General features: G+C 63.7%; 15 protein-coding genes. 11 read left to right on the top strand and 4 right to left on the bottom strand.

Annotated features, from left to right (window positions below; genetic code table 11):
* Positions 1-143 precede the first annotated feature (143 nt).
* Both GDH07_RS27925 and GDH07_RS27920 read left to right on the top strand, forming a co-directional pair.
* Positions 144-617: a PAS domain-containing protein gene (locus tag GDH07_RS27925; protein WP_022642361.1), complete on the top strand. Its 474-nt coding sequence runs from the start codon at positions 144-146 to the stop codon at positions 615-617.
* 51 nt (positions 618-668) lie between these two features.
* Positions 669-1,274: a hypothetical protein gene (locus tag GDH07_RS27920; RefSeq protein WP_152896657.1), complete on the top strand. Its 606-nt coding sequence runs from the start codon at positions 669-671 to the stop codon at positions 1,272-1,274.
* 17 nt (positions 1,275-1,291) lie between these two features.
* Here the strand turns inward: GDH07_RS27920 and GDH07_RS27915 are convergent, their stop codons facing one another.
* A complete protein-coding gene (locus GDH07_RS27915) occupies positions 1,292-2,248 on the bottom strand; it encodes a MerR family transcriptional regulator (protein ID WP_152896656.1) in 957 nt (318 codons plus the stop codon).
* A gap of 211 nt (positions 2,249-2,459) precedes the next feature.
* Between GDH07_RS27915 and GDH07_RS27910 the strand changes: the two genes are divergently transcribed.
* The 6 genes from GDH07_RS27910 (at position 2,460) to GDH07_RS27885 (ending at position 5,512) form a co-directional block, all read left to right on the top strand.
* Positions 2,460-3,029: an antibiotic biosynthesis monooxygenase gene (locus GDH07_RS27910; protein ID WP_053134180.1), complete on the top strand. Its 570-nt coding sequence runs from the start codon at positions 2,460-2,462 to the stop codon at positions 3,027-3,029.
* 118 nt (positions 3,030-3,147) lie between these two features.
* A complete protein-coding gene (gene folM, locus GDH07_RS27905) occupies positions 3,148-3,858 on the top strand; it encodes a dihydromonapterin reductase (RefSeq protein WP_152896655.1) in 711 nt (236 codons plus the stop codon).
* Positions 3,859-3,880: 22 nt separating this feature from the next.
* Positions 3,881-4,441: a GTP cyclohydrolase I FolE gene (gene folE, locus GDH07_RS27900; RefSeq protein ID WP_022642355.1), complete on the top strand. Its 561-nt coding sequence runs from the start codon at positions 3,881-3,883 to the stop codon at positions 4,439-4,441.
* Positions 4,442-4,822, top strand: a complete 381-nt coding sequence (gene folX / locus GDH07_RS27895; RefSeq protein ID WP_031320912.1) for a dihydroneopterin triphosphate 2'-epimerase — start codon at positions 4,442-4,444, stop codon at positions 4,820-4,822. It abuts the gene before it with no gap.
* A 62-nt stretch (positions 4,823-4,884) separates the two neighbouring features.
* Positions 4,885-5,181, top strand: a complete 297-nt coding sequence (locus tag GDH07_RS27890; protein WP_022642353.1) for a DUF1244 domain-containing protein — start codon at positions 4,885-4,887, stop codon at positions 5,179-5,181.
* The gene (locus GDH07_RS27885; protein ID WP_022642352.1) at positions 5,174-5,512 is read left to right on the top strand and encodes a HopJ type III effector protein; all 339 of its coding nucleotides are present in this window, start codon (positions 5,174-5,176) and stop codon (positions 5,510-5,512) included. The genes GDH07_RS27890 and GDH07_RS27885 overlap by 8 nt, the downstream gene beginning before the upstream one ends.
* A 66-nt stretch (positions 5,513-5,578) precedes the next feature.
* Here the strand turns inward: GDH07_RS27885 and trxB are convergent, their stop codons facing one another.
* Complete coding sequence (gene trxB, locus GDH07_RS27880; RefSeq protein WP_053134173.1) at positions 5,579-6,541, bottom strand: thioredoxin-disulfide reductase; 963 nt, start codon at positions 6,539-6,541, stop codon at positions 5,579-5,581.
* Between the two features lie 310 nt (positions 6,542-6,851).
* On the opposite strand from trxB, the gene cysZ reads away from it, so the two are divergent.
* Positions 6,852-7,607, top strand: coding sequence for a sulfate transporter CysZ (cysZ, locus tag GDH07_RS27870; RefSeq protein ID WP_022642351.1), 756 nt, complete (start codon positions 6,852-6,854; stop codon positions 7,605-7,607).
* A 14-nt stretch (positions 7,608-7,621) separates the two neighbouring features.
* Here cysZ and GDH07_RS27865 read toward each other — a convergent pair whose 3' ends face one another.
* Positions 7,622-8,617 (bottom strand): GlxA family transcriptional regulator, encoded by a 996-nt coding sequence (locus GDH07_RS27865; protein WP_152896654.1) that lies wholly within the window; start codon positions 8,615-8,617, stop codon positions 7,622-7,624.
* Between the two features lie 121 nt (positions 8,618-8,738).
* Here GDH07_RS27865 and GDH07_RS27860 point away from each other — a divergent pair, with 121 nt between their 5' ends.
* On the top strand, positions 8,739-9,449 hold the full coding sequence (locus GDH07_RS27860; protein ID WP_022642349.1) for a DJ-1/PfpI family protein: 711 nt from the start codon (positions 8,739-8,741) through the stop codon (positions 9,447-9,449).
* 39 nt (positions 9,450-9,488) lie between these two features.
* Entirely contained in the window at positions 9,489-10,769 is a 1,281-nt protein-coding gene (locus GDH07_RS27855) for a glycosyltransferase family 4 protein (RefSeq protein WP_152896653.1), read from the top strand.
* On the opposite strand, the gene GDH07_RS27850 is transcribed toward GDH07_RS27855, so the two are convergent.
* A complete protein-coding gene (locus tag GDH07_RS27850; protein ID WP_152896652.1) occupies positions 10,766-11,869 on the bottom strand; it encodes an NADH:flavin oxidoreductase in 1,104 nt (367 codons plus the stop codon). The two genes, GDH07_RS27855 and GDH07_RS27850, sit on opposite strands and share 4 nt — an antisense overlap.
* Positions 11,870-12,015: the final 146 nt, after the last annotated feature.

Here is a 12,015-nt window from a genome sequence, read left to right as displayed (position 1 = left end):
TGAAGCTGACTAAAAGCCTGGGATATTAACAGCTACGGAGTAAAATCCCGTCTTCGCTCGCCCTCAGGCTGCAAAGCAGCTGTAGACACAATGCCAGCATGCCTTAGAATCCAGCCCTTGCCGATCGAAGACGGAACTCCGGGATGATCAACGCCCACTTGCTGCAACGGATGATCAACGCCTCCAACGACGGGATTGTGGTCGCCGAGCAGGAAGGCGAGGACACCATACTGATCTATGTGAATCCGGCCTTCGAGCGGCTGACCGGCTACAGCGCCGATGAAGTGCTGTACCAGGACTGCCGTTTCCTGCAATCGGGCGATCGGGACCAGCCAGGCTTGCAGGCGGTCCGCCAGGCCCTGAAGGAGGGCCGGCCGTGCCGCGAGGTGCTGCGCAACTATCGCAAGGACGGCAGCCACTTCTGGAACGAGCTGTCGATCACCCCGGTATTCAACGACAGCGACCGGCTGCACTATTTCATCGGGGTGCAAAAGGACGTCACCGAACAGGTCAAGGCCCAGCAGCGCCTCTCGCAGGTGGAGCAGCAACTGGCCGAGGCCCGGGCTGAACTGGCCGCCCTCAAGGCGACCAACGGCCCTAATAAGTCGCAGGTTTAGTGGTCGTAGGGGTATCCCCGCTGACTTGTCTTCCACCTTCCGAGCAACATCATGCAGCGCGACGCCCTTCTCACTCAGGATGAACTGGACTTCATCCGGAGCATCCAGCACAACCCGCACCTTAATGTGCGCGACACCACATCCAGCCTGCTGGTCAACGGCGGCTCGCAGATCCGTGACTTGCTGACACGCCTGGCGGCCAACGAGAAGGTCACCATCCAGGCGCATTTCGACAATCAGCAGATGACCTTCCCGCTGCACCTGGTCGAAGACGAATTCCACGCCTTGCACCTGCGCCTGGGAGTACCGAGCATCTTCGAGGACGGCCCCATGGTGCGGCCATGGCGCCTGGGCCTGGAAGAACCGGTGGCCCTGGAGAATGCCAAGGGCCAGCCCGGGCGCCTGTGGGTGCGGGAAGTGTCGTTCAAGGGGGTGCTGCTGGAGGTCCGCAACAAGACCCGGCCGCCCAGGCAGTTCGCCCAGTGGTTCAGCCCCTCGGGATATGAGCGGATCGCCCTGCGCGGGCACTTCGAGCGCGAGACCGAGGCGGGTTTCTACGCCTATCGCCTGGAGCAGGACGATGCCGAGGAAACCGAGCGCCTGCGCCAATTCATCCTCCAGCAACACCGCCATTCCCACCCCGCCCTGCACGCCTGAGGCATCCGCGCGCGGTGTCAGGTATCCAGGTGCCCGCCGAGGAATTGCCGCAGGCGCTGCTGCATCAACCGCCCCTCTCCACCCAGGCAGGCCACTGGCGACTCCGCCAGGCTGTCCTGGGCCAGGTCCGCGGCATCCCCGGCCAGCATCAGTGGGCAATCCAGGGTCAGCGCCAGGCGCTTGAGACGCTTGGGCAGCTCGGCCGTCGGCGCATGGTTGGAGAACACCACCAGGGCCTGGGGCTTGAGCTTTTCACAGACCAGGGTCAATTCCTCCAGCGGTACTCCCGGCCCCAGCACCTGTACGCCGAGCTGGTCGTGCCCCAGCAGCAGCGCCGCCACCAGCAGCTCCAGCTCACGGCATTGCTGGTTGAATGCGGTGAGCAATAGCGGCTGCGAGTCTGTGCGCTGCAACAACAGGCGCTGGCTGATTCGCGAGCGCAGGAAAGCATCCAGGAACAGCCATTCGCTGGTATGGCCGAAGGTGTCGCGTTGCTGCAGCAGCTGCTTCCAGAACGGCAGGAAGATGTCCTGGAACACCACCGGCAGGGCATAGCTGGAGAACACCTGGCCGTAGATCCGCTCCAACTGCTCTTCATCGAAGGTATTGACCGCCAGCTTCAACTGATCGCGCCACTGGGCGTATTCATCCTGCTGGCCATCGTCGGCCGAAGCCTTGAGCTGGGTCTGGACGGCGCGGTTCTTGGCCATGATCCGCCCGACCTTGCTCACCGCCACGCCGCGCTCGATCCAGCCGAGGATCTCGCGCACCGCCTCAACATCGTGCATGGAATACAACCTGTGCCCACTTTCGGTGCGCGTCGGCTGGATCAGACCGTAGCGTCGTTCCCAGGCCCGCAGGGTCACGGGATTGATGCCGGTCAGGCGGGAAACCTCGCGGATCGGGAACAGCTCGTCCTGCGCGAGGGCGTCCGGAGCCTGGTGGGTGACGGAAGGTGCAATGGTGGCGGGCATCTGGGGGAGAGAACACCGATGGACAAAATGGCCGTCATTCTACTCTCCCAGGGTGCCGAAGCTTCAAGGGCGGGAATATCCGACCACTGTCATTGGTACATCCGTGCCAATCAGGAATAATCCTTGCTTGTCCAAGGTGCGGCCCGACACCCCGGTGCCCCGTCAACGACTGCCTTACCCAGGCAGCGTATTGGTTTTACGGAGATACATGATGTCTACCTCACCCGTCACCCTGATGGTGGCCCGGCGCGTTGCCGATGGTCGCTACCAGGACCTGATCGCCTGGCTGCGCGAAGGCGAGCAACTGGCCACCGACTTTCCCGGCTACCTGGGCTCCGGCGTCCTGGCCCCTCCGCCCGGCGACGATGAATTCCAGATCATCTTCCGCTTCGCCGACGAACAGACCCTGCACACCTGGGAACACTCCGCCTCGCGTACCGCCTGGCTGGCCCGGGGCAGCGATCTGTTCGCCCATCCACTGGAACATCGGGTCAGCGGTATCGATGGCTGGTTCGGCGCCGCCGGACAGCGTCCGCCGCGCTGGAAGCAGGCCGTGGCGATCTGGCTGGCGTTCTTCCCGGTCTCGCTGCTGTTCAACTTCGTCCTCGGCCCGCTGCTCAACGACCTGGGCATGTTGCCCCGGGTGTTCGTCAGCACCTTGGCCCTGACTCCACTGATGGTCTACTTCTTCATCCCGCTGTCCACCCGGCTGCTGGCCAACTGGCTCAACGCCGCCCCGCCCCGCCGGCTGCCCGTGGCGCCTTCGACGCAGAACTCCTGAGCCTCGCCCAAGCCGGCCACCGCCTACCACGGAGCGGTGCCGGCTTGCTGCCGATCCATCCCACGCTCGGACGCCCCCGCTGGTATAGTTCTGCCCTACCCGCCGACGCGAGCCCGCCATGAACGCTTCCTCCGCACCGATCCTGATCACCGGCGCCAGCCAGCGTGTCGGCCTGCACTGCGCGTTGCGCCTGCTCGAAGACGGGCATCGGCTGATCGTCACCTACCGCAGCCAGCGCCCGGGGCTCGAAACACTGCGTGAGCAGGGCGCGACCCTGCTGTTCGCCGACCTGTCCTGCGAGGCCGGGATCATGGCCCTGATCACCGAGCTCAAGGCCCACACCGACAGCCTGCGGGCGATCATCCACAACGCCTCGGAATGGCTCGAGGAAAGCCCGGGCCAGGAAACCGAGGCCTTCGCCCGGATGTTCGGCGTGCACATGCTGGCGCCCTACCTGATCAACCTGCACTGCGCCCAATTGCTGCAGGCCTGCAGCCCGGCGGACATCATCCACATCAGCGACGACGTGACCCGCAAGGGCAGCGCCAAGCACATCGCCTACTGCGCCAGCAAGGCCGGCCTGGACAGCCTGACCCTGTCTTTCGCCGCCAAGTACGCCCCGACAATCAAGGTCAACGGCATCGCACCGGCCCTGCTATTGTTCAATCCCGACGACGACGCGGCGTACCGCGCCAAGACCCTGGCCAAATCCGCACTGGGCATCGAGCCCGGCGCGCAAGTGATCTACCAGAGCCTGCGCTACCTGTTGGACAATCCCTATGTCACCGGCACCACCCTGACCGTCAACGGCGGGCGGCACGTCAAATAGACCGGCCCCGCGAGGACCTTGCATGAGCCTTTCCCTGCCCCAGCACTACCGCGAGATCCTCAAGGGTCTCGGCGAAGACCCCGAGCGCGAGGGTCTGCTCGATACGCCCAAGCGTGCCGCCAAGGCCATGCAGTACCTGTGTCATGGCTACGAGCAGTCGCTGGAGGAAATCGTCAACGGCGCGCTGTTCGCCTCCGACAACGACGAGATGGTGATAGTGGCCGACATCGAGTTGTACTCCCTGTGCGAACATCACCTGCTGCCCTTCATCGGCAAGGCCCATGTGGCTTATATTCCCACGGGCAAGGTGCTGGGGCTGTCGAAGATCGCGCGCATCGTCGACATGTTCGCCAGGCGCCTGCAGATCCAGGAAAATCTCACCCGGCAGATCGCCGACGCAGTGCAGAGCGTGACCCAGGCCGCCGGCGTCGCCGTGGTGGTCGAAGCCAAGCACATGTGCATGATGATGCGCGGTGTCGAGAAACAGAATTCCACCATGCATACCTCGGTGATGCTCGGCGCCTTTCGCGAATCGAGCACCACTCGCCAGGAATTCCTGCAATTGATTGGACGGAGCAAGTAAATGCCACAACTTCAGCCAGGAATGGCTCGTATCCGAGTCAAGGACCTGCTCCTGCGGACCTACATCGGAATCAACGAGGAAGAAATCCTCAACAAGCAGGATGTCCTGATCAACCTGACCATCCTGTATCCCGCCCAAGATGCGGTGCGCGACAACGACATCGATCACGCGCTGAACTATCGCACCATCACCAAGGCCATCATCGCCCACGTCGAGGGCAACCGCTTCGCCCTGCTGGAGCGCCTGACCCAGGAACTGCTGGACCTGGTGATGAGCAACGCCTCGGTGCAGTACGCCGAGGTCGAAGTGGACAAACCCCACGCCCTGCGCTTTGCCGAATCGGTATCCATCACGTTAGCGGCAAGTCGCGATCCAGCCTGACCACCGCCTCAAGCGACAAGCTCCATATCCCCCCAGGAGCTTGTCCCCCCTCGGAGAATCCCATGACCGAACAACAACGCCTGGAACTGGAAGCGGCGGCCTTTCGCCGCCTGGTGGCCCACCTGGACAACCGCAAGGACGTGCAGAATATCGACCTGATGAACCTTGCCGGGTTCTGCCGCAACTGCCTGTCCAAGTGGTACAAGGCCGAAGCCGACCAGCGCCAGATCGAGGTCAGCCTCGATGACGCCCGTGAAGTGGTGTATGGCATGCCCTACGCCGAGTGGAAGAATCTCTATCAGAAAGAAGCCAGCGCCGAGCAGCAAGCGGCGTTCGCCAAAGGAAAACCCCATGACTGACCTGAACACCCTGCGCGCCAGCCTCAACAGCGGCGAACACGCCTTTGCCGACACCCTGGCGTTCATCGCCGCCGGTTATGACTACCAGCCCCAGGCGTTCAACAATGGTGGCGTGGAAAACGCCGCCGGGCAGAACGAAGGCTCGTGCAAGACCCTGGGCCTGGCCCTGCTGGAAGGCCTGAGCGACGCCGAAGCATTGCTGGCATTCGGCGAGCACTATCGCTCGGTGCTGGCCACCCCGCAAGGCAGCGACCACGGCAACATCCGCGCCCTGATCGCCCATGGCCTGGCCGGAGTGAAGTTCAACGCCCAGCCGCTGACCCGCCGCTGATCCACACCGGCAAGACCATCACCCATAAAAAAACCGGCTTGCGCCGGTTTTTTCATTTCAGGACGATCAGAACGAAGCGTTCTGCAGGCCGTCCAGGTAACGCTCGGTGTCCAGGGCCGCCATGCAACCGGCACCGGCCGAGGTGATGGCCTGGCGGTAGACGTGGTCAGCCACGTCGCCGGCGGCGAAGATGCCCTCGACGCTGGTAGCGGTGGCATTGCCTTCACGACCGCCCTGCACGACCAGGTAACCGTCCTTGAGCGCCAGCTGGCCTTCGAACAGCGAAGTGTTCGGAGTGTGGCCGATGGCGATGAACACGCCGTCGACTTTCAGCTCGTCGAAGCTGCCATCGTTGTTCTTCAGGCGGGCACCGGTCACGCCCATGTTGTCGCCCAGCACTTCGTCCAGGGTCGCGTTGAGCTTGAGCTCGATCTTGCCTTCGGCAACCCGGGCGTGAAGCTTGTCGATCAGGATCTTCTCGGCGCGGAAGGTATCGCGACGGTGGATCAGGGTGACCTTGCTGGCGATGTTGGCCAGGTACAGGGCTTCCTCGACAGCGGTGTTGCCACCACCGACCACGGCCACTGGCTTGTTGCGGTAGAAGAAACCGTCGCAGGTGGCGCAGGCGGAAACGCCCTTGCCCATGAAGGCTTCTTCCGATGGCAGGCCCAGGTAGCGAGCGCTGGCGCCGGTGGCGATGATCAGGGCGTCGCAGGTGTAGGTGCCGCTGTCACCGGTCAGGGTGTAGGGCTTGGCGGCGAAGTCCACGGCATTGATGTGATCGAAGACGATTTCGGTTTCGAAGCGCTCGGCGTGCTCGCGCATCCGCTCCATCAGCGCCGGGCCGGTCAGGCCGTGCACGTCGCCCGGCCAGTTGTCGACTTCGGTGGTGGTGGTCAGCTGGCCACCGGCCTGCATGCCGGTGATCAGCAGTGGCTTCAGGTTGGCGCGGGCGGCATAGACCGCGGCGCTGTAACCGGCAGGGCCGGAACCGAGAATAATCACACGCGAATGACGTACATCAGACATGACTCACTCCTATCGACCGGCCCGGCTGCCCTGGCGCGGAACGCCGGATTGCCGGCTGGAATAAAAAAGGACGGCGAAACCTTGGGGAAGGCTAAAACTCGTCCGTCCAAAAAATAATGGGTGCAGCGTATAGAGGGGGCGAAGATTAAGGAAATACGGTTTAACAATCCAGCTCATAGGCGGTCTCTATCTTCTGAAGACCAGTATGAAGAGGTCTTTGTTACCGTTGATGTCGCCCTATGCGCCGCACTTTCGTCCCTTGTGCAAAGCCGGTAAGGTCGGCGCGTTTTCCTTCTGCTCGGAGCCTTCTATGCCCGCCCCTGTCTTGTCCGGCCCGCAATACCTGCGCGAGGGCCTCAAGTTGATCCTCACGCCCGGCCTGCGCCTGTTCGTGCTCTTGCCGCTGCTGGTCAACCTGGTGCTGTTCGTCGGATTGATCTATTTCGCCGGTCATCAATTCAGCCTCTGGGTCGACGCCCTGATGCCGACCCTGCCGCAATGGCTGAGCTTTCTCAGCTACATCCTGTGGCCGCTGTTCGTGGTGCTGGTAGTGCTGATGGTGTTCTTCAGCTTCACCATGCTGGCCAATATCATCGCCGCCCCGTTCAACGGCTTCCTCGCGGAAAAGGTCGAGACCGTGGTCCGCGGCACCGATGATTTCCCTCCCTTCAGCTGGGGCGAACTGCTGGCGATGATCCCCCGTACCCTGTCCCGGGAGATGCGCAAGCTGGGCTACTTCCTGCCCCGGGCCATCGGCTTGTTCATCCTCTCGCTGATCCCGGTGGTCAACCTGGTGGCCGCGCCGCTGTGGCTGTTGTTCGGTATCTGGATGATGGCCATCCAGTACATCGACTACCCGGCGGACAACCACAAGATGAGCTGGCAGGACATGCTCGCCTGGCTGCGGGCCAAGCGCTGGCAGAGCCTGGGCTTCGGCGGCATCGTCTACCTGGCGCTGATGATTCCCTTCGTCAACATCCTGATGATGCCCGCCGCCGTGGCCGGGGCGACCCTGTTCTGGGTCCGCGAGCGCGGTGTGGATAACTTGCCGGGCCAACCACGCTGACCCCTTCCTGCACCTCAGAGGACCTGCGCTTTGGCCTCATCGCGAGAGCTGAAGCGCTGGCGGTAATCCTGGGCGTTGATGCCGAAAACTCGCTGGAATGCACGACGGAATGTCGCCTCGCTACCCAGGCCGCAACGTAGGGCGATCCGCTTGAGCGGCCACGGGGTTTCATCCAGCAGTTGCCGGGCCGCTTCCACCCGGATCCGCTCCACCGCCTTGGCCGGCGTAGTGCCGGTCTGCTCTCGGTAGTGACGCAGGAAACTGCGCTCGCTCATTCCCACCCGCTGCGCCAGCACTGCCACCGACAGATCCTGAGCGACATGTTCGGTGATCCAGGCATGCAACTGGGCAAAACCGCCAGCACGGTGCTGCAGGAACAGCGGCACACTGAACTGCGCCTGGCCGCCTGGGCGCTTGAGAAAAACCACCAGGTAGCGGGCGATTTCCAAGGCCAGCTCATGACCCAGGTCCTCTTCCACCAGGGCCAAGGCCAGGTCGATGCCGGCCGTGACCCCGGCTGAAGTCCAGATCGGCCCGTCGTTGACGAAGATCGAATCGGGCTCGACCCGGACCAGGGGAAAGCGCCGGGCCAGTGCTTCGCAGCGGCTCCAGTGAGTCACGGCACGCCGACCATCGAGCAGTCCCGCGGCCGCCAGCAGAAAGGCACCATTACAGATCGACACCAACCTGCGCGCCACCAGCGCCCTCTGTCCGATCCAGCGTGGCAGGGCGCCATCCCGGCAGGCCGCCCCCACTCCCTGGCCACCGATCACCAGCAAAGTGTCGCAGGGCGACTGGACATCAGGTAATGGCAGCGGGGTGAGCTCCAGCCCCTCGGAAGACAGCAATGGTGCCTGGGCAGCAATCACAGTGACGTCATAGGCCGCGGCTTGGCCGGCGAATGCCAGCAGCTCATTGGCGGTAGCGAACACCCGCAGGGGGCCCGATAGATCGAGCATGTTCACTGCGGGAAACACCAGAAACTGAATGAGCCTGGGCGGCTGCGACATGACCTGGATACCTGGAAGGATTTGGCGTGAATTGTCGCATTTTTGGCAAGAACGCCAAGTGCAGGCTGATTAAGGTACGTCCAGCCCGGCACCCGCCGCGGCACAATCCAAGGAACCTCAGATGCTGATCGAACCAGGAACACCTCTAAAAGTCGGGATTCTCATCGCCCCGGGGTTCGCCCTGATGGATATCGCCGGCGCCCACTCGGTGTTCGGCATGGCACCCAATACCGAACTGCATGTGCTGTGGAAGGATCGCCATCCGGTCATGGCCATGCCGGACTTCCCCTGCCATGCCAGCACGACGTTCGACGAATGCCCGCCCGACCTCGATGTGCTGGTGATAGGTGCGGTGGGCACGGCGGCGATCGAAGACCCGCAATTGATCCAGTTCCTGCGTGAACAGTGCCCACGTACCCGCTTCGTCATCTCCATCTGCGCCGGCGCCCTGCTGCTGGGCGCCGCTGGTTTCCTGGAAGGACGCCGGGCGACCACCAACCTGCACCTGACCCATACCCTGGAAGCATTCGGTGCCACGGCGGTCAGCGGTGGCGAAGTAGTGATCGACGGCCCACTGTACAGTGCAGGCCCTGCCACCGGCTCCTTCGAGACGGCGTTGATGGTACTGGCTCGCTTGCGGGGCGAGCAGATCGCCAAGCTGTTGGAACTGACCATCGAGTACCACCCTCGCGCACCTTTCAATGTCGGCACCCCGGAGCTGGCCGGCCCCGAACTGACCCGCCAGACCCTGGAGTTGTATGCGGATTTTTTCCGCCGGAGCACCGAGACCGCCCTGAAGCACTATCGCAACGCCCTGCAACCGCAGCGCTGAGCGGTCATAAATCCATCATCCCAAGGTCACAATGACGACATGGCCCCAGCCGACACTGGGGCCATGAGCACAGCCCTGCATATCACTCTCATCACAGAGACCTTCCCGCCGGAAATCAACGGTGTGGCCAATACCCTTGGCCGCCTGTGCGATGGCCTGCGGGCCCGTGGGCATCAGGTGGAACTGGTGCGCCCGCGCCAGGGTTGCGACCAGAGCCGGCGCAGCGACGAGGCCCTGCTGCTGTGCCGGGGCTGGCCGTTGCCGGGGTACCCGGGGTTGCAGTGGGGCCAGTCGTCGATGCACAAGCTGCTGCGCCGCTGGAAACGCCAGCGCCCGGATGTGCTGTACATCGCCACCGAAGGGCCCCTTGGCTTATCCGCGCTACGGGCGGCCAAGCGCCTGGGGATCTCGGTGGTCAGCGGCTTCCACACCAATTTCCAGCAGTACTCCAGCCAGTACGGCCTGGGCTTGCTGACGCGCTTGCTGACCCACTACCTGCGCTGGTTCCACAACCGCTCGAAACTGACCCTGGTCCCCAGCGCCAGCCAGCGCCTGGAGCTGGAGCGGCGCCACTTCGAACGCCTGTCCCTGTTGTCCCGGGGCGTCGACAGCCAGTTGTTCCACCCGGCCAAACGGGTCAATGAGCTGCGCGCCAGCTGGGGCCTGGAGCCGGATGACCTGGCGGTGATCCATGTCGGGCGCCTGGCGCCGGAAAAGAACCTGGGCCTGCTCAAGCGCTGCTTCGAACAACTGCAGGCGACCTATGCGCAGCGCAAGATGAAATTGATCGTGGTGGGCGATGGCCCGCAACGGGCCAGCCTGGAGCGCAGCCTGCCCCAAGCGCTGTTCTGCGGTAGCCAGCGCGGCGAAGCCCTGGCGGCCCATTACGCCTGCGGTGACGTGTTCCTGTTTCCCAGCCTTACCGAGACCTTCGGCAACGTGGTGCTCGAGGCCCTGGCTTCAGGCCTGGCAGTAGTGGCCTACGATCAGGCTGCGGCGGCGCAACATATCCGTCACGGCTACAACGGCGTGCTGGCGATGCCGGGTGACGAGAATGCCTTCTGCGATGCCGCCAGCTGGCTGCTGGAAGAAACCGAGACCCTGCGCCGGGTACGCCTCAACGCCCGCCAACACGCCAGCCGCCAAGGCTGGGCAACGGTGATCGAACAGTTCGAGGAGCAATTGCGCAGCGCCTGCCAAGAGGCGCCAACGGCGGCCCTCCAGGCCGTGGCCGGGGCGACCGGCCTGGTAGAGGACGACAGCGAGACGCTCGGCGTGGCGAGGGGGTTGCCCCCCTCGCCACCCGGAGCCGGTGGTTAGACCAGGGTTGTCAGCGCGTCACGGCTGAACGGCAGGATTTCCTGGTCACGCCCGTCCCGGACCTTCTGCGCCCAGTCCGGATCCACCAGCAGTGCGCGGCCTACGGCCACCAGGTCGAACTCGTCGTTATCCAGGCGTTGCAGCAGGTTCTCCAGGCTGGCCGGTTGCGCCACCTTGTCGGTCTTGACCATGAACTGCAGGAACTCGCCATCCAGGCCAACGCTGCCCACGGTGATGGTGGGCTTGCCGGTGAGCTTGCGGGTCCAGCCGGCCAGGTTCAGCTCGGAACCTTCGAACTCCGGCTCCCAGAAGCGCCGGGTCGAGCAGTGGAAGATATCCACGCCAGCCGCCACCAATGGCTTGAGGAAGGCTTCCAGGGCCTCTGGGGTCTCTACCAGGCGGGCGGTGTAGTCCTGCTGCTTCCACTGGGAAAAGCGCAGGATGATCGGGAAGTCCGGGCCAACGGCAGCACGCACGGCCTGGATCAGCTCGATGGCAAAACGCGAACGCTGGGCCAGGTCGCCACCGTACTCGTCGGTGCGCTGGTTGCTGCCTTCCCAGAAGAACTGGTCCACCAGGTAACCATGGGCGCCATGGATCTCCACGCCGTCCATGCCGATGCCCTGGGCATCCTTGGCGGCCTGGGCGAATGCAGCGATCACCTCCTGGATATCCTGGTGGGTCATGCCATGCACCACCACCTGGCCGTCCTTGAGTTTCTCGCACGGACCATAGCCCGGCACGCTGGCATCCGGCTCGGTGCCCAGGCGCCGCACGTTGCCCACATGCCACAGCTGCGGGACGATCTTGCCGCCCTCGGCGTGTACCGCGTCCACCACCTTCTTCCAGCCGGCCAGTGCCGCCTCGCCGTGGAACTGCGGCACATTGGGGTAGCCGTTGGATGCCTGGTGCCCGATGGTGGTGCCTTCGGTGATGATCAGGCCGACCCCTGCCGCGGCACGCCGGCGGTAGTACTCGATGACCTTGGAATTGGGCACGCCGCCCGGCGAGAACGAGCGGGTCATCGGGGCCATCACCACACGGGTCGGCAATTCCAACGCACCCAGGCGGAAGGGTTTGAACAAGGCTTGGACAGGCATGCTGCACTCCGACAGAAAAGGACTGGAGTCGAGGATCGACGCACAAGGCCGCGCCGGGTATAGCTCCCGGCGCACTTATGATGAGGATAATATTCGTCCCCCAAGGCACTGCACAGCACTATTGATTTGAGTGATCTGGAGGCAAA

This window comes from Pseudomonas piscis (assembly GCF_009380155.1).
GTDB lineage: Bacteria > Pseudomonadota > Gammaproteobacteria > Pseudomonadales > Pseudomonadaceae > Aquipseudomonas > Aquipseudomonas piscis.
This window is presented reverse-complemented; position numbering and strand designations above follow the sequence as displayed.

What these genes read in the sequence shown, in the direction of transcription:
- GDH07_RS27925 (WP_022642361.1), top strand. Translation starts at nt 144, where the DNA reads ATGATCAACGCCCACTTGCTGCAACGGATGATCAACGCCTCCAACGAC.
- GDH07_RS27920 (WP_152896657.1), top strand. Translation starts at nt 669, where the DNA reads ATGCAGCGCGACGCCCTTCTCACTCAGGATGAACTGGACTTCATCCGG.
- GDH07_RS27915 (WP_152896656.1), bottom strand. Translation starts at nt 2,248, where the DNA reads ATGCCCGCCACCATTGCACCTTCCGTCACCCACCAGGCTCCGGACGCC.
- GDH07_RS27910 (WP_053134180.1), top strand. Translation starts at nt 2,460, where the DNA reads ATGTCTACCTCACCCGTCACCCTGATGGTGGCCCGGCGCGTTGCCGAT.
- folM (WP_152896655.1), top strand. Translation starts at nt 3,148, where the DNA reads ATGAACGCTTCCTCCGCACCGATCCTGATCACCGGCGCCAGCCAGCGT.
- folE (WP_022642355.1), top strand. Translation starts at nt 3,881, where the DNA reads ATGAGCCTTTCCCTGCCCCAGCACTACCGCGAGATCCTCAAGGGTCTC.
- folX (WP_031320912.1), top strand. Translation starts at nt 4,442, where the DNA reads ATGCCACAACTTCAGCCAGGAATGGCTCGTATCCGAGTCAAGGACCTG.
- GDH07_RS27890 (WP_022642353.1), top strand. Translation starts at nt 4,885, where the DNA reads ATGACCGAACAACAACGCCTGGAACTGGAAGCGGCGGCCTTTCGCCGC.
- GDH07_RS27885 (WP_022642352.1), top strand. Translation starts at nt 5,174, where the DNA reads ATGACTGACCTGAACACCCTGCGCGCCAGCCTCAACAGCGGCGAACAC.
- trxB (WP_053134173.1), bottom strand. Translation starts at nt 6,541, where the DNA reads ATGTCTGATGTACGTCATTCGCGTGTGATTATTCTCGGTTCCGGCCCT.
- cysZ (WP_022642351.1), top strand. Translation starts at nt 6,852, where the DNA reads ATGCCCGCCCCTGTCTTGTCCGGCCCGCAATACCTGCGCGAGGGCCTC.
- GDH07_RS27865 (WP_152896654.1), bottom strand. Translation starts at nt 8,617, where the DNA reads ATGTCGCAGCCGCCCAGGCTCATTCAGTTTCTGGTGTTTCCCGCAGTG.
- GDH07_RS27860 (WP_022642349.1), top strand. Translation starts at nt 8,739, where the DNA reads ATGCTGATCGAACCAGGAACACCTCTAAAAGTCGGGATTCTCATCGCC.
- GDH07_RS27855 (WP_152896653.1), top strand. Translation starts at nt 9,489, where the DNA reads ATGGCCCCAGCCGACACTGGGGCCATGAGCACAGCCCTGCATATCACT.
- GDH07_RS27850 (WP_152896652.1), bottom strand. Translation starts at nt 11,869, where the DNA reads ATGCCTGTCCAAGCCTTGTTCAAACCCTTCCGCCTGGGTGCGTTGGAA.